Here is a 17,604-nt window from a genome sequence, read left to right on the forward strand (position 1 = left end):
ACCGCGCCGCTCCTCGTGGCGGTCAGGACACGAGCGGGCGCCCCGAGGCCATCCAGTCCTCCTTGCCGCCGGCGAAGTCGAAGACGTTCCGGTAGCCGAGCTCGACGAGGCGGCGGGCGGCGACGGCGGAGTTCTGGCACGGGCCGCTGGCGCAGTAGACGATGATCTCCGCCTCCTTGTCCGGCAGGACCTCGGGCGCGAGCCGGTCCACCTCGGTGTGCGGGATGTTGATCGCGCCGGGCAGGCGCTCGGCGCGGTAGTACTCCGGTCCGAGCGCCTCGACGACGATCGGGTGACCGGTCGCGATGCGTGCGGCGGTCTCCTCGGTGGACAGGACCTGGAACTCGACGGACGTGCTGGTCATGAGACTCTCCTGGGTCGATGGAAATTGCGTGCGCACGCACATAAGTGTGGACCCTGCCTGCCGGGTCCGCAAGTAGGCTGTGCGTCGTGAGCGAGGGCGAGAAGCGGCTCGGGGCGGACGCCTGGGGAGAGATCCTGCGCACCTACGCCGTCGTGGTGCCCCGGGTGGCCGCCGTCGTGGAGCGCGCGAGCGGGCTCCCGCTGTCCTGGTACGACGTCCTGCTCGAGCTGCGCGCCGCGCCCGGGCGCCGCCTGCGCATGCAGGACCTCGGCGAGAGGGTCGTCCTGAGCCGGACCCGGGTCAGCCGCGTCGTCGACGACATGGCGCGAGCCGGGCTGGTCGCCAAGGAGCCCGACCCGCACGACCGGCGCGTCTCCTACGCCGTCCTCACGCCGGAGGGCGCGAACCGGCAACGCCGCGTCGCGCCGACCTACCTCGCGGCGATCGAGGCCGAGTTCGGGCGCCACCTGACCGGGGAGCAGCTGCGCGCCATCCGGGACGGGCTGGGGCACGTGCGAGAGGCGCACGACTCCTCCCGCCGAGCACAACCTGGGGGTCGCCACCCGAGCGGGTAAGGGCCTCCATGTCGTGCTCGGCGACACGGCATGATGGTGTCCCGTGACGACGCGCATCCTGATCCTCACCGGCCGCGGCCGGCACGAAGACCCCTGGCACGACCACGCCGCCACCAGCCACCGGCTCGCGCTGCTGCTCGCCGGACTGGAGGTCGACGGGAGGCCGTCCGACGTCGTCGTGCGCTCCACGTTCCCCGACGCGCTGGGTGACCTGGACGACGTCGACCTCCTCGTCGTCAACGCCGGCACGCCGTGGCCCGGGTTCCGCGAGGCCGGCATCGGGCCCGACGACGACGCCTGGGAGCCGTTCCACGCCACCCTGGACGCCTGGGCGCGGGACGACGGCCGCATCCTGGCCGTGCACCAGTCGGCGAACACCTTCGGCGACCGCCCCGAGTGGGAGGAGGTGCTCGGCGGCCGGTGGGTGCCGGGCACGTCGTACCACCCGCCCTTCGGCGAGGCGCGCCTGGCGCTCGCCTCGGGCGGGCACCCGATGGTCGCCGGTGCGCCCGGCGCCGTCGACGTGCTCGACGAACGCTACTGCGGGCTGCGGGTCGCCCCGACGTCGCAGGTGCTGGGCTGGCTCACCGACGACGACGGCGAGCGTCAGCCCGCCCTGTGGGTCACGGAGCGGCACGGCGGGCGCACCGTGTACAGCGCGCTCGGCCACGACGCCCGCAGCTACGACTCGCCGGCGCACGCCGACCTGCTGCTGCGGGCGGCGACCTGGCTGCTGGGCTGAGCCGGCCCGCTGCTGCTCCGTCGGCAGCGGGTGCTGCCCCTCGGGCGCCTGCACGACGATCCCGGATCCGTGCCGGAATCACCCGGCGACAGGGCCCGCCGGGCTTGCCGGGCCCCGCGGGGCCTCCGACGATGAGGCGATGGCGTCCCTCGCGGGGGCCGACGCCGCCGGTGGGCCGGCACGACCGGGGCGGACCCTGCTGCTCCTGCTGGTGCGCGCGGCCGTGCTCGGGCCGGCCGCCGCCCTCGCCGCCACGGGCTTCGTGCGGCTGACCACCAACACGCAGAACGCGCTGTGGACGACCGTGCCGTCCTGGATGGGGTACGACACCGCCCCCGCGTGGTGGGTGCCCGTGCTCCTGCTCGTCGGTGCCGGGCTGTGCGCGCTGTTCATGCGGCTGCCCGGCGGTGGCGGGCCGCCGGCGGTGGACGGGTTCAACTTCTCGGTGGGGCTGCGCGAGGTGTTCTCCGTGCTGGGGGCCGGCCTCGCGACGATCGCGTTCGGCGCCGTCCTGGGCCCCTGCGCCGTGGCCCTCGCCGTCGGCACCGCGCTCGGGTACGTGGCGTCCTGGGGCGGTCCGCGGTCCGGCGGGGCGCGCGAGGCGGAGCGCTCGGTGCTCATGCTCAGCGGCGGCCTCGCCGCGTTCTCCGCCATCCTCGGCAACCCCCTGGTCCTCGCGCTGCTCATGGCCGAGGCCGGCCTGGTCTCGCGCCGTGCCGGCGTGCGGCCGGTGGCGCTCGCGCCCGTCGCCGTCACGCTCGGGCTCGCGTACGTGGTGCAGGTGGGGATCGCCGACTGGCCGGGTCTCGGCACGGTCGCGATCACCGTGCCCGACCTCCCCGCCTACACGGACATCCGCGCGGAGGATCTCGGGCTGGCGCTCGCCCTCGGCGTCGTGGTCGCCCTGCTCATGCAGGGCGTGCTCACGGTCGGGCGGCGGCTGGTCGCCTGGGGGTCCGGCCGCCCGGCGGTCCTCCCGCTGGTCGTCGCGGCCCTGGGGACCGCGGGAGTCACGGTGGGCGCCCAGTGGCTCGCCGGCGTCCCCTACGACCTCGTCCTCTTCTCCGGGCAGGACGCCATCCCGACGCTCTTCACGGAGACGTCGCTGTCCCTGGTGGTCGTCGCCGTCCTGGCGAAGACGGCGGCCTACGCGCTGTGCGTCGGAGCGTTCCGCGGCGGCCCGGTCTTCCCCGCCGTGACGGTCGGCCTCGGGGTCGCGGTCGCGGCGTCACAGGTCGTGGACGGCGCCGCGATGCCCGCCCTGGCGGCGGCGGCCATGGCGGCCGCGACCGCCGCGGTGCTCCGCCTGCCCTTCACCGCCGCGCTGCTCGCCGTGGCCCTCACCGGCTCCGCCGGGCTCGCCGTCACCACGCCGGCGCTCCTGGGCGCCGTGGCGGGACTCGTCACGGTGGTCGCGCTGGACCGGCGGCGGTCGGAGAGCGTCACCGGCCCGGCCGGGGAGGGCGACGAGGCACCGGCCGCCGAGGGGCGTGCCGGCTCCGTCTAGGACGTCGCGGCGCCGGCGAACCCCGACTGCCGCCACGCCTCGTAGACGACGATCGACGCGGCGTTGGTGAGGTTGAGCGAGCGCCGGCCCGCCAGCATCGGGATCCGGACCCGGTCGGTGACGCGCGGGTGGCGCATCACCTCCTCCGGCAGCCCTGTCGGCTCGGGGCCGAAGAGCAGGACGTCGCCCGAGGTGTAGGCGACGTCCGTGTACGACGTCGTCGTGTGCGCCGTGAACGCGAAGACCCGCGCGTCCGGCAGGGCGTCGAGGGCGGCGTCGAACGAGGGATGCACGTCCATCACCGCGAGGTCGTGGTAGTCCAGCCCCGCACGCCTGAGCTTCGCCTCGGACAGGTCGAACCCGAGCGGCTCCACGAGGTGGAGCCGGGCGCCGGTGACGGCGGCGAGCCGGATCGCGGAACCGGTGTTGCCGGGGATGCGCGGCTCGAAGTAGATCACGTGGGCGAACGGGGACGACGGCGTCGTGGGGGCGGTCGTCCCGGCTCCGGGCTGGGTCGGCTGAGGCACGCCGACGATTCTCCCACCGGCGTGCGCGGGTTCGTCGGGCGTTCCGAGGCGGCCGCCCCTAGCCTCGGTGGATGGAACCCATACCTGAGCGGATGAAGGCCGTGCAGCTCGTCGGGCACGGCGGCCTCGACCAGCTGGTGTATCGCGACGACGTGCCGACGCCCGCGCCCGCGGCGGGCGAGGTGCTGATCGACGTCCATGCCTGCGGGATGAACAACACCGACGTGTGGGTCCGCGAGGGCGCGTACGGCAGCGAGACCGACGCGCAGGAGGTCTCCACGTGGCGGCGGGGCCGGTCCACCCTCGAGTTCCCCCGCATCCAGGGCACGGACACCGTCGGGGTGGTCGTCGCCGTCGGCGAGGGCGTCCCGGCCGAGCGTGTCGGCGAGCGTGTCATGGTCGACTTCTCGATCTACAACCGGCCCGAGGGCGACGACTCCCTCGCCGACATCGACTACATCGGGCACGGGCGCGACGGCGGGTACGCGGAGTACGTGGCCGTGCCGGCGGAGAACGCCTACGAGATCACGGCCGACATCACGGACGCCGAGCTGGCGACGTTCTGCTGCGCCTACCTGACGGCCGAGCAGATGCTCGACCGGTCACGGCTGGCCGAGGGCGAACGCGTCCTCGTGACGGGTGCGTCGGGCGGTGTGGGCTCGGCGATCGTGCAGCTCGCCCGGGTGCGTGGCGCGATCCCGTACGCCGTCACCAGCGCGGGCAAGGAGGAGGCGCTGCGCGAGATCGGCGCCGAGGACACGATCCGACGCGACGTCGACGACCTGGTCGCCGAGGTGGAGCGCGTCGTCGACGGGCCGGTGGACGTGGTCGCGGACCTCGTCGCCGGGCCGATGTTCAACGACCTGCTGCGCATCCTGCGCCCCGAGGGCCGCTACAGCACGGCGGGCGCCATCGGCGGGCCGGTGGTGGACCTCGACCTGCGCACCATGTACCTCAAGCAGCTCGAGCTGCACGGGTCCTCCCAGGGCACCCGGACGGCCTTCCGCCGGTTGGTGCGCTACATCTCCGACGGCGAGATCAAGCCGCTGCTGGACCGCACGTTCCGGCTGTCCGACTTCCACGAGGCGCAGCGCACCTTCATGAGCAAGACCTACATCGGCAAGCTGGTCGTGGTCCCCGACCGGCACTGGGACACCGTGGGAGCACCGCATGTCGCACCGTGAGCGCACCCTGCACCTCATCGACACGCAGTCCGGGGGCGACGTCAGCCGCATCGTCACCGAGGGCGTCGAGCTCATCCCGGGCGCGACCGTCCTGGAGAAGGCGCGCTACCTGGAGCGCGAGGGCGACGGGTTGCGGCGCCTGCTGCTGTCGGAGCCGTACGGCGACCCGGCGATGTCCGTCGACCTCGTCGTCGAGCCGAGCCACCCCGAGGCCCAGGCCGGCTACATCATCATGGAGGCGATGGGCTACCCGCTGTACTCGGGATCCAACACCATCTGCACGGCCACCGCGCTGCTGTCCAGCGGGGCGATCCCGATGCGCGAGGACGACGGGCTGCAGAGCGTGGTGCTGGAGTCGCCCGCCGGGCTCGCCCGCATCACGGCCCGGATCGCCGACGGGCGGGTCGCCTCGATCACCACGCAGGGCGAGCCCGCCTACGTGGCCGAGGAGGGGCTGAGCGTCGACGTGCCCCACTACGGGGAGGTGCGGTTCGACCTGGTCTGGAGCGGCGCGTACTACGCGATGATCGACGCCGCCGCCTACGGCTTCACGATCAACGCCACCGAGCAGATCGCCCTGACGGCGTTCGGCGACGCGTTCGTCCGCGCCGCCCGGCCGGGCCTGCTGCAGGAGCACCCCGAGCTGGGTGACGTCGGACCGCTGCCGTTCGCGCACTTCATGGGACCGGTCCGCGGCGTGGGGCCGGGCCACCTGGAGTCGCCGTCCGCCACGTACGTCCACCCGGGCGTGATCTGCCGCAGCCCCACCGGGACGGGAACCTCGGCCCGGCTGGCCCTGATGGTCCGGCGCGGGGAGATCCGCCAGGGCGACTCGCTGGAGACGATCTCCCCCCGCGGCAGCCGCTTCGTCGGCACCGTGCTGGACGACGCCCAGGTGGGCTCCTACCGGGCGCTGCACTCGACCATCACCGGGTCGGCGCGGCTCATGGCCCACTCGCAGATCACGGTGGACCTGGACGACCCCCTGGTGGACGCGTCGGACCTGGAGCACGTGCTGGTGCGCCCGGAGCCGGACCGGGCGACCGAGCCAGCAGCCGCGCCCCGCCCAGCGTGAGGAGCAGGGCCAGCCCGGACGCCAGCACCGCCGCGGCCACGACGTCGTGCAGGTAGTGCGCGCCCAGGTAGACGCGCGACACCGCCACGAGGACGGCGACGACGGTCCCGGCCACCGCGACGCACCGCCGCGACGTCACCCACAGCGTCGCGGCGGCCGCCGCGACCACCGTCGTGTGCCCGGAGGGGAACGCGAAGCTGGTCGGGCAGGACAGTGCGTCGAGGTGGGGCAGCGCCACGCAGGGGCGTGGCTCCGCAAGCACGTGCTTGAGCAGCGAGTTCGCCAGCCAGACCAGCGGGACCGCGAGCAGGGCGACCCACGCCCGCACCCGGCGCGCGCGGTCGGTCGCCACGAACGGCGCCGTCAGCAGCGCCACGACGAGCAGCAGCCAGCCCGCGTCCGTCAGCCACAGGACGACGTCGTGCAGCCACGGCGTGGCCGCGCGCCACCGCGCCACCAGCTCGGCGATCCCGGGGTCGATGTCCGCTCCGTCCACTACTCGCTCGCTTCGGCAGCCTCGGAGCCGGGCGCACCGCCGGACATGTCGCGCACCGATCCGTCGGGCCCGTACTCGACCCAGCCGGAGTAGTAGTCGTCGGAGAGAGACACGGAGGTCAGCGGGGCCGTGGGCTTCTCGTCTGACCAGACCTCTCGCGCCACGCGCAGGGACCGCGACTCCTCCTCGTCGATCCCGAGGAGCCGCTCGGCGTCGTCGTGCAGCGGGGGCAGCGCAGCCCAGTCGATCGCGTCGACGTCGAAGAGCTCCCGCGGCACGTCCTCCGGCTGCGGCTGGATCGACGACGCGCCCTCGTGCGTCGCCTCGCCGTCGCGGAACTGCCACTCGTCGGTGGTCGTGACGCCGGGTGACGTGGGCGCGGTGACGAGCACGAAGTCCTCGTACACGCCCACCTCGGTCACCTCGGTCCCGGACAGCGCGGTGACGGCGTCGATCGCCGCAGGCAGGTTGCCGGGTGTGAACATCGACGCCTCGACGGCCGCGGCCGCCTCGGCCTCGGCGCGGATCTCGGTGGGCGTCTTGCCCTCCAGCAGCTGGCCCGCCACGTCCCACACGGGGTACAGGATGCCCACCGCGCCGGCGGCGAACAGTACGGGGTAGACGACGCCGGGGATGCGCCGCAACCTGCCCGGGGCGCGGCCGCGGGGCGCCTCCCACACGTCGGCCGTGCTCAGGTTCCGCACCTGGGTGTCGGTCTCGGCGCGGCGGATCCAGTCCGGGTCCGGCGCGTCGTCCACCACGACCTCCGGGCGCTCGGGATCGAGCTGCGTCACGACGAGCACCGCGCCGGGCTGCATGGACGGCAGCCGCGCCTGGTTGACGAGCCGGCGGATCGTGGTGCGGTACGGCCCGTGACCCGACCGGGGCGTCACCAGCAGCTCGATGTCGCACACCGGCTGGTCGTTGATGCTGGACCCGGTCGCGGCGATCCGGACGACGCGCGCCAGGGCGGTGCGGCCCGCGTCCTTCGCGGCCTGCACGGCGCGCGGGTCGACGGCGCCCGACGCGGACATCGCCTTGACGATCAGGATCAGCGTGAACCCGATGCACGACAGGGCGACGCAGACGGGCAGCACGGTCTGGAAGAACGGGTCGTCGGAGAGGTACTGCCCGAGGATCGAGCCGGCGAGGCCGCCGAGCGCGAGGGCGAAGAGGCAACGGATCACGGGCTCATTCTCCCTGGCCCCGGCCCGTCCCCCAGACGTTTGCCCCGCTCATGCGATCGTGTCGAGCGACTCGCGCCGCACCTCGTGCTCGAGCGTCCCGTCGGCGAGGAACCGGCGGACCTCGCCGGCGACGACGGCGCCCTGGCGCAGCCGGCCCTGGACGGTCGCCGCCGCGTGGTGCGGGGTGAGCAGCACGTTCGGCAGGCGCCGCAGCGGGTGGTCCGCGGGCAGCGGCTCGTCGTCGTACACGTCGAGGGCGGCGTCGAGGCGACCCGTCGCCAGCTCGCGCACGAGCGCGCCCTCGTCCACGAGCCAGGACCGGGCGGTGTTGACCAGCCCCGAGCCGTCGGGCATCAGCGCGAGCTCGCGCGCCCCGACCAGGTGATGGGTCTCGGGCAGGGTCGGCGCGTGGATCATGGTGACGCGGCTCGTGGCCAGCAGGTCGTCGAGCGGCAGCAGCGCGACGCCCAGGGCGTCCGCATCGGCCGCGGTGAGGGTCGGGTCGGCCACCACGACCTCGGCGCCCAGCGCCTGGAGCATGGCGATCGCCGCGCGCCCGGTGCGCGACGCCCCGATCACGCCGACGCGGGTGCCGGCGATCTCGTGCTGCGGACCGGCGTCCTCGGCCTCGGCCCAGGCGGCGCCGTCGTGCAGCGCGTTGTGGAAGCGCGGGATCCGGTGCAGCAGGGCGAGCGCGAACGTCACGGACACCTCCGCGACGGGGCGGGCCATGCCCTGCCCCGCCTGCGTGACCCGGACGCCGCGGTCGAACAGCTCGGGGCTGACGAACGGCTTCACCGACGCACCCGTGTGCGCGAGGAGGCGCAGCGCGGGCAGCCGGTCGAGGAGGGCGGCGTCGAGGCGCGGGGTGCCCCAGGAGATGACGAGCACCTCGACCCGGGCGGCCAGGGCGGAGTCGAGGGCGTCCAGGGCCGCGGCCAGCCCGCCGGGCTCGTCCACGAGGACGGTCTCGGCGGCGTCGCCCAGCGCCGCCCAGGTCTCGGGCGCGAAGAGCTGATCCCGCAGCCACGGCGCGACCCCGACGACGGCGGCGGGCCGGGCGGGCGGCGTCAGGTCGGTCATGCCAGCCACGCGTCCCGGTGCTCGGCGATCAGCGCGTCGTCCGCGGCGCCGAGCCACGGGTACGCCTCGGTCACCCGGGTGAGCTCGTCCGCCTGGCCGGGGGACAGCCCCTCGGCGGGGTCGAGGCACCAGGTGCCCTCCAGCAGGCCCTGGCGGCGCAGCACCTCGTGGACGCCGGCGATGACGCCCGCGAAGTCGTGCGCGGCGTCGAAGACGGCCGCGTTCGCGTCCGTGAGCGCCGTCTGCCGCCCGACGAGGGTCGCGAGCGCGGCGGGGTCGGGCACGGTCGGCGCGTCGGCGCCGGGGAGGGGGTCGCCGTGGGCGGCGTGCGCGAGCCGCAGGGTCTCGACGGCCCCGGCGGTCCACACGGCCCACTGACCGAGCAGCCCGCCGACAAACCGCGCGCGGAACGTCCGCGTCCCGCCGTCCGCCGCCCGGACCGGGACGTCGAGGCGAGAGACGAGGTCGGCGACGATCGCGTCGTCGTTGCCCGTGTACAGCGCGATGTCGTCGCCGCGCCCGGACTCCGCGACGCCCCGCAGCACGTCGATGGTCCGGTAGCGGTGGAACGGCGCGGCCTTGATCGCGACGACGGACTCGATCGCGGCGTACTCGCGCCAGAAGTCCACCGACAGCCGGGGGCCGCCGATCGACTCCTGGAGGTAGAAGCCGATGACCGGGAGCACCTCGCCGACGGCCCGCGCGCGGTCGAGCAGGACCCGCTCGACCTCTGCACGCGTTCCCGTCAGCCCGGGCACGCGGGGCGCGAGCAGCACCGCGTCGTAGCCGAGCTCCGCGGCGAGCTCCGCCTCCGCCACCGCCTGGCGCGCGTCGCCGGCGGCGCCCGCGACCTGGACGAGCGGGCGCGGGCCCGTCGTCACGGACCCGGCCGGCGCCCGCCCCGCGACCGTGTCGCGGGAGACCTCCGCGGCGAGCTCCAGCACCGGGCGCAGCAGCCCGTGCTCGCGGATCTCGAACTGCGTCGTGTGCACGCCGACGGCCACGCCGCCGGCGCCGGCCGCGTGGTAGTACCGGGTCAGCGCGCGCTGGCGGCGCTCGTCCAGGCGCCGGACGGCGTCCAGGGCGAGCGGCTGCGCGGGGATGACGGTGCCGCGGCGCAGGAGCGCGGCGACGTCGTCGGCGAGGCGGGGCACGGTCGCGGGAGCGGGCATCAGAACCTCCCGTCGCGGACGGCGAACTTGGTCGGCTTGCCGGACGTCGGCAGCCCGGCGGCCAGCCAGGCGGCCTGCCACTCGACGAGCGTCCGCAGCGGCACCCGGGGGTAGCCGAAGAGCTCGTGGCAGCGGCTCGCGTCGTTGAGCAGCGCGGTCGGCGACTCGGTGCCCGTGAACGCCACGTCCCGGCCGAGGGCGGCGCCGAGCTGCGTCGCGATCCGCCGCACGGACGCCGTCTCCGGCCCGGTGAGGTTGATCGCGGTCGCCGGGGCCGACGCGTGGCCGAGCGCGCGCAGAGCCACCTCGTTGGCGTACCCCTGCCACACGACGTTGACGTGCCCGGTCGTGACGTCGACGGGCTCGCCCGCGAGGATCGGCGACGCGACGTCGTACAGCACCCCGTAGCGCAGGTCGACGGCGTAGTTCAGCCGGACGGTGGCGACCTTCGTGCCGCGGGTCAGCGCCGCGTGCTCGAACAGCCGCTCGCGGCCCAGGCAGCTCATCGCGTACTCGCCGACCGGCCCGACGGGGTGGTCCTCCGCGCAGCCCCCGGAGGACACGGGCACCAGCGGGTACACGTTGCCGGTGGAGAAGGCCGCGATGGTGGCGCCCGAGTAGCGGCGGGTCACGTCGTGCACCAGCGCGGCGTTCGCCGCCCAGGCCAGGGACGGCGACGACGTCGTGCCGAACTTGGCGCCGACCATGTACACGACGTCGGCCGCGTCGGGCAGGGTGGACAGGTCGGCGTCCGGGCCCATGAGATCCGCGGCGACGACGTCGACCCCGACGTCGCGCAGGGCGTCGGCCTGGGTGGCGTCGGACCAGCGTGAGACGGCGTGCACGGCGTCGCCGGTGCGGCCGGCCGCGTCGAGCGCGCGGCGGGCCAGCACGGTGAGGCTCGGCCCCATCTTGCCCCCCGCGCCGAGGATCACGAGGTCGCCCGAGCGGGCGGCCATGTCCTCGACGAGGGCGGGCGACGGGGTGGTGAGCAGGTCCTCCAGCTCGGCCACGGACGCCGGGGCGGCGCGGCGGGCGGAGGGCGTGAGAGTGGTGGTCATGCGTGCGGTCATCCCTTGATTCCGGACATCGTGACGCCCTCCTGGAAGTAGCGCTGGGCCACGAGGTAGGCGGCGAAGATCGGCACGAACGAGATGGTCGCGCCGGCGAGGATCATGTTGAGCGGCACGTCCTGCTGCTGGAGCGAGGAGATGCCGACGGTGAGGGTCCAGTGCTCGGTGCCCTGGCCGATGATGAGGGGCCACAGGAAGTCGTTCCAGTGCCACAGGAAGACGAACGTGCCGAGCGTGGCGAGGATCGGCTTGCACAGCGGCAGCACGATCGAGCAGAAGATGCGCCACTCCGAGGCGCCGTCGAGCTTCGCGGCCTCGAACAGCTCGTCGGGCAGGTCCATGATGAACTGCCGCATGAGGAAGACGGCCTGCGCGTTCGCCAGGGTGGGCAGGATGAGGCCCCAGTAGGTGTCGAGGCCCCCCGCCTGCGCGATGAGGATGAACGTCGGGATGAGGGTCACGTGGTACGGCACCATGACCATCGCGAGGAACGACCAGAACATCGTCTCCCGACCCGGGAACCGCTTCTTCGCGAAGGCGTAGCCCGCCATCGCGGACAGGCCCAGCACCGCCACGACGGAGACGGCGGAGTAGATGAGCGTGTTGACGAACCACGTGCCGATCCCGCCGGCGGACAGCACCCGCTCGTAGGCGCCCGTGCCGAGGTTCGTCGGCAGCAGCGAGGCCGGGAACTCGATCGCCGCGGCCGGCTTCAGCGACAGCACGACCATCGCGTAGAACGGGAAGATCGTCACGACGGCGGCGAGCGCCAGCACGACGTAGCGCGCGATCTTCCCCCCGAGGCTCGGCTCCATGCCGGAGCGGCGGGGCCGGCGGCCCCGGGCGGGCGTGGCCGTGGGGGGCGGGGTCGCCGCGGGCGGCGGCGTGGTGACCTGGGTCGTCATGGTCACTTCTCCTTCCCGATGACGGATCGCTGCACCAGCGCGACGACGAGGGTGAGGACGAACAGGACGACACCGAGGGCGCTGGCGTAGCCGAGGTCGAAGTACTTGAAGCCCTGGTTGTAGATCTCGTAGACGAGGTTGTAGCTCGCCCGGGCGGGGCCGCCGCCGGTCATCATGTAGACGAGGTCGAAGATCTGGAAGGACGCCGTCGTCTCGATGACGGCGAGGAAGAACAGGGTCGGGCGCAGCTGCGGGACGATGATGTGCCGGAACCGCTGCCAGCCGTTCGCGCCGTCGATGGCCGCGGCCTCCTCCAGCTCGCGCGGCAGGTCCTGCATACGGGCCAGGAGGATGAGCATCCCATAGCCGAAGCGGGACCAGATCGCCACGAGCGCCAGCGCGGGCAGCACCAGCACCGTCGAGCCGAGCCACGAGCCCGTGGGCAGCCCGAGCAGGCCCATGAGCGTCGACCACGGCCCCCCGGTGGAGAACACCCAGGTGAAGATGGTCGCGGCGAGGACCAGGCTGGTCACGACCGGCAGGAAGAACACGGAGCGGAAGAAGCGCGAGCCCCGGAACGCCCGGCGCACCAGCAGCGCCATGAGCGTCGAGATCGCGAGCTGGACGGGGACGATGAGGATGCTCAGCACGATCGTGACGCGCAGCGCGGACCAGAACACCGGGTCGACGACCAGGCGGCGGAAGTTGTCCAGGCCGGTCCACTCGGCGCCGGCGCCGATCGTGTAGTCGAAGAAGCTCAGCCCGACGCCGGCGATCGCCGGCCCGAAGCGGAACGTCAGGAAGAGCAGGAAGGCCGGCAGCGCGAACAGCAGGCCGATGCGGGCCTCGCGGCGGGCCATGGTGCGGCGCAGGACGCCGGCCCGCCCGGCGGGTGGTCGGCCCCCGGCGGACGCACCGGCGCGCGGGGCGGTCGGGGTGGTCGTCGTCATGGGTGGTTCTCCTTCGCGGCGCGGGCGCCGGGCGCCGGGGTCGTGCCCCGGCGCCCGGCGCCGCGCGCCCGGTGCGTCGGTCCGCGGCGGGCCCGCGCGGGGTCGGTCAGCGGAGCAGGGGCTCGGCCGCGGCGGCGGCGTCGTCGAGCGCCTGCTCCGGGGTCTTCTCGCCGATGAGCGCGGCCTGGATCTCCGGGGCGAGGACGCCCATGACCTCGCGGGACTTCTCGTTGAGGTCGCCGGCGGTGGTGGCGTCCAGCGTGCCTTCGAGGGCGGTCATGAGCTCGTCGCCTTCGTACAGGCCGGTCTGGTCGCTGTAGGGGCCGAACCAACCGGCGGCCTTCGCGTACTCGGCGCTGACCGCGTCGCTGGTGGCGAACGCGAGCCACTTGCCGGCGGCGTCGGTGTCCTCCGCGGTGTTCATCAGGGACAACCCGCCGACGGTGCCGTAGCCGATCGACTCGGCCTTGCTCAGCGGCGGCAGCACGACCACGTTCTCCTCGCCCCAGAACGACGCGACGTCCCCCGGGCCCTGCTGCCAGGTGCAGGCGATCTTCCCCTGGGCGGTGTGGGTCTGCTCGAACGCCGGGATGGTCGTCAGCAGGTCCTGCTCGACGTACCCGCCCTGGGCGAGGTCCGTGGCGAACTGGAGAGCCTCGACGCCCTCGGCCGAGTTGAACGCGACCGCGGTGCCGTCCTCGCTGAAGACGGAGCCGCCGGCCTGCCACAGCAGCGGGTAGAACGACTCGTTGAGCGTCGCGTCCACGGCGCCCCAGTAGTTGGTGACGTCGTAGCCCGCGTCCTGGAACTTCGGGGCGAGCGCCATGAGGTCGTCCCAGGTGGCGGGGTAGTTCCCCGACTCGCCGATCTTCTCGAAGGCCTCGGCGTTGCAGACCAGCGGCTTGGCGTTCATGAGGAGTGGCGAGCCGAGCATGTCGCCGTCGACGGTCACGGCCGCCTTGGCGTTCTCGCGCAGCCCGGCGGACTGGTCGGCGACGAAGTTGTCGACCGCGGCGAGCGACTTCGCGTACTTCGGCAGCTGGTCGGGGATGAGGTAGACCACGTCGGGCGCCTTGCCGCCGGCGATCGCGGTGGCGAGGGTCTCGTCGCGCCCGGACCAGGGGTAGATCTCGACGGTGACGTCGACGTCCGGGTTCTCCGCGGTGAACTCGGCGATCTTGTCGTCCCAGAACGCCTTGTGGGCGGCCTCGTCGGCGATGACGGGGTACGTCCACATGGTGACGGAGCCGGACGCGGCGCCCTCCTCGGGCTCGGGCGCGGCGCCGCCGGTGTCCGCGCCGCCGCCGCAGGCGGCGAGCGCGCCGAGCGAACCGGCGGCGAGGGCGGCGGTCCAGCCGCGTCGGATCGTGCTCGGGGTCCTGCGCTGTGTCGTGCGTGTCATCGGCTTCTCCTTCGGGTGTGTCCCGTCCGCGGCGGCGCGTCGGGACCGGGGGACCGGTTGGGGTACGGGGTCGGTCGTCATCGGGCCGGGACCTCGACGACGGAGCGGTGGTGGCGGGACTCCTCGGCCGCGAAGACGGCGAGGTGGGACTGGAGCGACTCGACGGCGCCGGAGCGCACGTGGCTCGGGTCGCCGGTGGCGACGGCGCGCACGAAGGCGTCCATGACGCCGCTGTCCCCGCCGCCGTGGTCGTCGGCGGCGTTGGTCGCGCCGTGGTGCCCGGCGTCGTGCACGGTGACGCTGCCGTCACGGAAGTCGGTGACGCGGACCTTCTCGCCGTCGCCGTCGAGGCAGCCGTGCGTGCCGAAGATCTGGGTCTTGCGGTGGTCCTGCTCGCTGAACGCCGTCATCGTGAACGTGGCCGCGGACCCGCCCTCGAGCTCCATCGCGACGACCTGGTGGTCGACGACGTCGTTGTCGGACGTGTAGACGCAACGCCCGTAGTCGCCGGTGCGAAGGGCGTCGAGCACGCCTGCCTCGTCGGTCGCGTCGGTGACGACGGAGACCGGCCAGATCGGGCCCTGCTCCCGCAGCGTCGTGAGGTAGAGGCGCGGCGCGGAGTACGGGCACGTGGGTTCGAGCGGGCAGTCGAGGCAGCGGTCGGCCGCGCCGTCGGGGCGCTCCTCGGGCCGGAAGTGCTTGAGGGAGCCGAAGCTCGCGACGCTCGTGATGCGCTTGCCGGTGACGTAGCGGATCCAGTCGAGGTCGTGGCTGGACTTCGCGAGCAGCATCGGGCTCGACGTCGCCTCGCTGCGCCACGGTCCGCGCACGTAGGAGTGCGCGTCGTGCCACCAGCCGACCGGCTCGAGGTGCTGCACGTTGACGACCTCGCCCAGTACGCCGGAGTCCACGACGCGCTTCACGAGATCGGTGTACGGCATGTACCGCATGACGTGGCACACGCCGAACAGGGTGCCGGCGGCCTCGACCGCGTCGACGACGTCCCGGCACTCCTGCGGGCTGGGCGCCAGCGGCTTCTCCACGAGGACGGCGTACCCCTGGGGGGCGAGGGCGACCACCGGGTCGCGGTGCTCGCGATCCTGCGTCGCGACGATCACCATGTCGGCGACGCGGCCCGCGTCGTCGCCGGCGGCGACGAGGTCGCGCCAGGTCTCGACCTCGAGCACCCGTGGCTCGTGCTCGCCGGCCGCGGCCCGCGACTCGCGCGCCTGGTCCGCGACGAGGGAACGCTGGTGCGGGCGCGGGTCGGCGACGGCGACGAGGCGCGCGCGGTCGGGGTGCGCCGCGATCCAGCGGGCGTAGGTCTGGCCGCGGTTGCCGGCGCCGACGAGGGCGACTGTCACGACCTGCGAGGTGGGGGTCACGTGCGTCCTTGCTCCGTTGCGATGGGGTGCGATCTGCTATTTGCTATAGCACTCTGCCATAGGGATGTTACGCCAGACCGGGCCCGGTGTTAACTCCTGGGCGGGCGGAGTCCCGCCCGGTATCGATTCGTGACCTCGCGCAGGGCGCCAGGCGGGGGCCCGGCCCGCCGTCCCGCGGGCGCCCGTCCCCGCGAGGGACGGGCGCCCGCGGGGCGCGGGGCGAGGGTCAGAGGGCGAGCGAGCCCGCCGTCGTCACGCGAGGCCCGTCCTCGGGGAACGCCGTGCGGTCCACGCCCTCCTCGACCGTGCCGGTGTGGACGAGGGACGACCCCTCGCCGAACGCGTCGGGCGCGAGCTCCAGGCGCCCGCCGGTGAACCGGGACCCGACCGCCGTCCAGCGGTTCGCGCCCCCGGTCAGGACGGCGTGCGCCGTGTCGTCGCCCGCCGCGGCGGCGAGCCCGTCGAGCGCCCACGTCACGGCGGCGTCGGCGGCGTCGCGGGAGAGGAACGCCCCGCCCGCCGGGGTGCCGGCCAGCCGGGCGCCGTCGCCGACGCGCACCGTCTGGTCGGTCGTCCCCGCCGCGACGACGCCCACGTTCCGCAGCGACCCGCCCCGCACCGTGAGGTCGCCCGTCACGGTGAGCCTGCCCTCGCCCTCGGGCGCCCGGAGCTCGCAGTCCTCCAGGACCACCGGGCCGGAGCCGGCGAACGACGCGTTCCGCAGGCCGCTCAGGGACGTGCGCACCAGGTGGACGGGGCGGCTCACGTTCGACCGCACGACGGCGGAGTCCGGCAGGACCGCGAAGTGCGAACCCTCGATGACGTTCGGCCGTGCGGAGCGGTCCGAGGCCTGGGAGACGATGAGCGTGTCGTCGGCCTGGCACCCGCGCAGCTGGACGCCGTCCGCGTTGACCCACATCATCCCGGACCCGGACAAGCCCTCCTTGCGGATCACCTGCACGTCGGTGAGCGTGAGGTCGGTGACCCCGACGCGGGCCACGAACCACGAGCACACGTGCCGGGTCACCGTGATGCGCTTGGCGGCGCCGCCCCACGCCGGGCCGGAGTTCGCGAACGTCATGAGGCCCGAGTTCCCCACGTACGTGAGGTCGTGCTCGTACTGGCCGTGCGTGACGAACGGGCCCTGGTCGTCGCCGTCGCCGTGGCAGTTCTCCACCAGCCCGTACGACGACGCCGTCCAGTCGTTGAGGTGGCGCGCGTTCGCGGTGTGGCAGTCGACCACGTGCCCGTAGTTGCAGTAGATCTGCTGGGTCAGGTAGCCGGCGCCGCCCCAGGTGACCGACGCGGGGTTCGCCAGCGAGCAGCCGGCCGTGCGGAAGTACGTGCTCCAGCGCCGCATGACCAGCGGCCAGAACGTCGCGACGCCGTGCACGTTCTCGACGTCGCAGCGCACGGCGTACTCGTACGCGATCGGGTGGGAGCCGGTGTACTGGTCGCCGTCGGGCCGGCCGGCGAACGACAGGTTCCGCACGTGCACCTGCTCGACGGGCTCGACGCGCGTCCACGTCAGCTCGCGGCCCGCCTCCAGCTCCCAGCCCGCCTTGTAGTTGACGCGCACGTGGGTGCCGTCGACGATCTGCGTCACCTGGACGAGGCGCTGGACCTCCTTCTCCCAGCGGCCGGACCGGGAGTCGACCTCGAGCGCGTACCACTGCCCGACCTCGAACCGGGACGAGTCGGCCACCTCGTAGTCGTCCCGCAGCTCCGGCATCGGCGCCGTGAGGGTGTTCGTCCGCACGTCGTCGGTCACCTCGCCGCGGAAGAACAGGACGGCGGCGAACGGGTCGTCCTTGCCGGCGTCCTCGATGCCCTCGGTGGTCATGGTGTGCCCGCCGAAGTCGAGCTCCAGGTGCGAGCGGGTGAACCGGTGGCGGCGCACGAAGTTGAGGTCCGTGTGCGCCTCGATGCGGCTGACGGACGGGTCGCGCACGAGGGCGTCGAGGGCGTCGTCGGCGG

The 17,604-nt window shown here is 73.9% G+C and carries 17 protein-coding genes; 5 read left to right on the top strand and 12 right to left on the bottom strand.

The annotated features are described in order from the left end of the window. Nucleotides 1-22 precede the first annotated feature (22 nt). Entirely contained in the window at nucleotides 23-364 is a 342-nt protein-coding gene (locus EYB28_RS04970) for a rhodanese-like domain-containing protein (protein ID WP_166845351.1), read from the bottom strand. An 86-nt stretch (nucleotides 365-450) separates the two neighbouring features. Between EYB28_RS04970 and EYB28_RS04975 the strand changes: the two genes are divergently transcribed. The 3 genes from EYB28_RS04975 (at nucleotide 451) to EYB28_RS04985 (ending at nucleotide 3,188) form a co-directional block, all read left to right on the top strand. Further along, a complete protein-coding gene (locus EYB28_RS04975; protein ID WP_166845352.1) occupies nucleotides 451-939 on the top strand; it encodes a MarR family winged helix-turn-helix transcriptional regulator in 489 nt (162 codons plus the stop codon). A gap of 43 nt (nucleotides 940-982) precedes the next feature. Next, a complete protein-coding gene (locus tag EYB28_RS04980) occupies nucleotides 983-1,681 on the top strand; it encodes a ThuA domain-containing protein (RefSeq protein WP_166845353.1) in 699 nt (232 codons plus the stop codon). Between the two features lie 139 nt (nucleotides 1,682-1,820). Next, nucleotides 1,821-3,188, top strand: coding sequence for a chloride channel protein (locus EYB28_RS04985; protein WP_166845355.1), 1,368 nt, complete (start codon nucleotides 1,821-1,823; stop codon nucleotides 3,186-3,188). Here the strand turns inward: EYB28_RS04985 and EYB28_RS04990 are convergent. Further along, complete coding sequence (locus EYB28_RS04990; RefSeq protein WP_205710990.1) at nucleotides 3,185-3,646, bottom strand: tRNA (cytidine(34)-2'-O)-methyltransferase; 462 nt, start codon at nucleotides 3,644-3,646, stop codon at nucleotides 3,185-3,187. The genes EYB28_RS04985 and EYB28_RS04990 overlap by 4 nt on opposite strands. A 140-nt stretch (nucleotides 3,647-3,786) precedes the next feature. On the opposite strand from EYB28_RS04990, the gene EYB28_RS04995 reads away from it, so the two are divergent. Further along, entirely contained in the window at nucleotides 3,787-4,899 is a 1,113-nt protein-coding gene (locus EYB28_RS04995) for an alcohol dehydrogenase family protein (protein ID WP_166845357.1), read from the top strand. Continuing rightward, complete coding sequence (locus tag EYB28_RS05000) at nucleotides 4,886-5,974, top strand: proline racemase family protein (protein ID WP_166845359.1); 1,089 nt, start codon at nucleotides 4,886-4,888, stop codon at nucleotides 5,972-5,974. Before EYB28_RS04995 ends, EYB28_RS05000 begins: the two co-directional genes overlap by 14 nt. On the opposite strand, the gene EYB28_RS05005 is transcribed toward EYB28_RS05000, so the two are convergent. From EYB28_RS05005 to EYB28_RS05050, 10 genes are all read right to left on the bottom strand, one after another. Further along, nucleotides 5,862-6,470 (bottom strand): phosphatase PAP2 family protein, encoded by a 609-nt coding sequence (locus EYB28_RS05005; protein ID WP_166845361.1) that lies wholly within the window; start codon nucleotides 6,468-6,470, stop codon nucleotides 5,862-5,864. The genes EYB28_RS05000 and EYB28_RS05005 overlap by 113 nt on opposite strands. After that, a complete protein-coding gene (locus EYB28_RS05010) occupies nucleotides 6,470-7,657 on the bottom strand; it encodes a hypothetical protein (protein ID WP_166845363.1) in 1,188 nt (395 codons plus the stop codon). The genes EYB28_RS05005 and EYB28_RS05010 overlap by 1 nt, the downstream gene beginning before the upstream one ends. Nucleotides 7,658-7,705: 48 nt before the next feature. Beyond that, on the bottom strand, nucleotides 7,706-8,740 hold the full coding sequence (locus tag EYB28_RS05015) for a hydroxyacid dehydrogenase (RefSeq protein WP_166845365.1): 1,035 nt from the start codon (nucleotides 8,738-8,740) through the stop codon (nucleotides 7,706-7,708). Beyond that, the gene (locus EYB28_RS05020; protein WP_166845367.1) at nucleotides 8,737-9,912 is read right to left on the bottom strand and encodes a dihydrodipicolinate synthase family protein; all 1,176 of its coding nucleotides are present in this window, start codon (nucleotides 9,910-9,912) and stop codon (nucleotides 8,737-8,739) included. The genes EYB28_RS05015 and EYB28_RS05020 overlap by 4 nt, the downstream gene beginning before the upstream one ends. Next, nucleotides 9,912-10,973: an NAD(P)-dependent oxidoreductase gene (locus tag EYB28_RS05025; protein ID WP_166845369.1), complete on the bottom strand. Its 1,062-nt coding sequence runs from the start codon at nucleotides 10,971-10,973 to the stop codon at nucleotides 9,912-9,914. Before EYB28_RS05025 ends, EYB28_RS05020 begins: the two co-directional genes overlap by 1 nt. A gap of 8 nt (nucleotides 10,974-10,981) precedes the next feature. Further along, nucleotides 10,982-11,890 (bottom strand): carbohydrate ABC transporter permease, encoded by a 909-nt coding sequence (locus EYB28_RS05030; protein WP_166845371.1) that lies wholly within the window; start codon nucleotides 11,888-11,890, stop codon nucleotides 10,982-10,984. Nucleotides 11,891-11,892: 2 nt separating this feature from the next. Continuing rightward, nucleotides 11,893-12,840 (bottom strand): carbohydrate ABC transporter permease, encoded by a 948-nt coding sequence (locus EYB28_RS05035; RefSeq protein ID WP_166845373.1) that lies wholly within the window; start codon nucleotides 12,838-12,840, stop codon nucleotides 11,893-11,895. Nucleotides 12,841-12,946: 106 nt separating this feature from the next. Next, on the bottom strand, nucleotides 12,947-14,242 hold the full coding sequence (locus EYB28_RS05040; protein ID WP_166845376.1) for a sugar ABC transporter substrate-binding protein: 1,296 nt from the start codon (nucleotides 14,240-14,242) through the stop codon (nucleotides 12,947-12,949). 77 nt (nucleotides 14,243-14,319) lie between these two features. Then, a complete protein-coding gene (locus EYB28_RS05045) occupies nucleotides 14,320-15,627 on the bottom strand; it encodes a Gfo/Idh/MocA family protein (RefSeq protein ID WP_205710843.1) in 1,308 nt (435 codons plus the stop codon). Between the two features lie 226 nt (nucleotides 15,628-15,853). After that, the coding region (locus EYB28_RS05050; protein WP_205710844.1) for a peptidase C14 at nucleotides 15,854-17,604 on the bottom strand (1,751 nt) is incomplete at its 5' end.

This window comes from Isoptericola sp. BMS4, from assembly GCF_011634835.1.
GTDB lineage: Bacteria > Actinomycetota > Actinomycetes > Actinomycetales > Cellulomonadaceae > Isoptericola.

Excerpts from the sequence above, each read along its gene's own strand:
- EYB28_RS04970 (WP_166845351.1), bottom strand. The coding sequence starts at position 364 with ATGACCAGCACGTCCGTCGAGTTCCAGGTCCTGTCCACCGAGGAGACC.
- EYB28_RS04985 (WP_166845355.1), top strand. The coding sequence starts at position 1,821 with ATGGCGTCCCTCGCGGGGGCCGACGCCGCCGGTGGGCCGGCACGACCG.
- EYB28_RS04995 (WP_166845357.1), top strand. The coding sequence starts at position 3,787 with ATGGAACCCATACCTGAGCGGATGAAGGCCGTGCAGCTCGTCGGGCAC.
- EYB28_RS05000 (WP_166845359.1), top strand. The coding sequence starts at position 4,886 with ATGTCGCACCGTGAGCGCACCCTGCACCTCATCGACACGCAGTCCGGG.
- EYB28_RS05015 (WP_166845365.1), bottom strand. The coding sequence starts at position 8,740 with ATGACCGACCTGACGCCGCCCGCCCGGCCCGCCGCCGTCGTCGGGGTC.
- EYB28_RS05020 (WP_166845367.1), bottom strand. The coding sequence starts at position 9,912 with ATGCCCGCTCCCGCGACCGTGCCCCGCCTCGCCGACGACGTCGCCGCG.
- EYB28_RS05025 (WP_166845369.1), bottom strand. The coding sequence starts at position 10,973 with ATGACCACCACTCTCACGCCCTCCGCCCGCCGCGCCGCCCCGGCGTCC.
- EYB28_RS05030 (WP_166845371.1), bottom strand. The coding sequence starts at position 11,890 with ATGACGACCCAGGTCACCACGCCGCCGCCCGCGGCGACCCCGCCCCCC.
- EYB28_RS05035 (WP_166845373.1), bottom strand. The coding sequence starts at position 12,840 with ATGACGACGACCACCCCGACCGCCCCGCGCGCCGGTGCGTCCGCCGGG.
- EYB28_RS05040 (WP_166845376.1), bottom strand. The coding sequence starts at position 14,242 with ATGACACGCACGACACAGCGCAGGACCCCGAGCACGATCCGACGCGGC.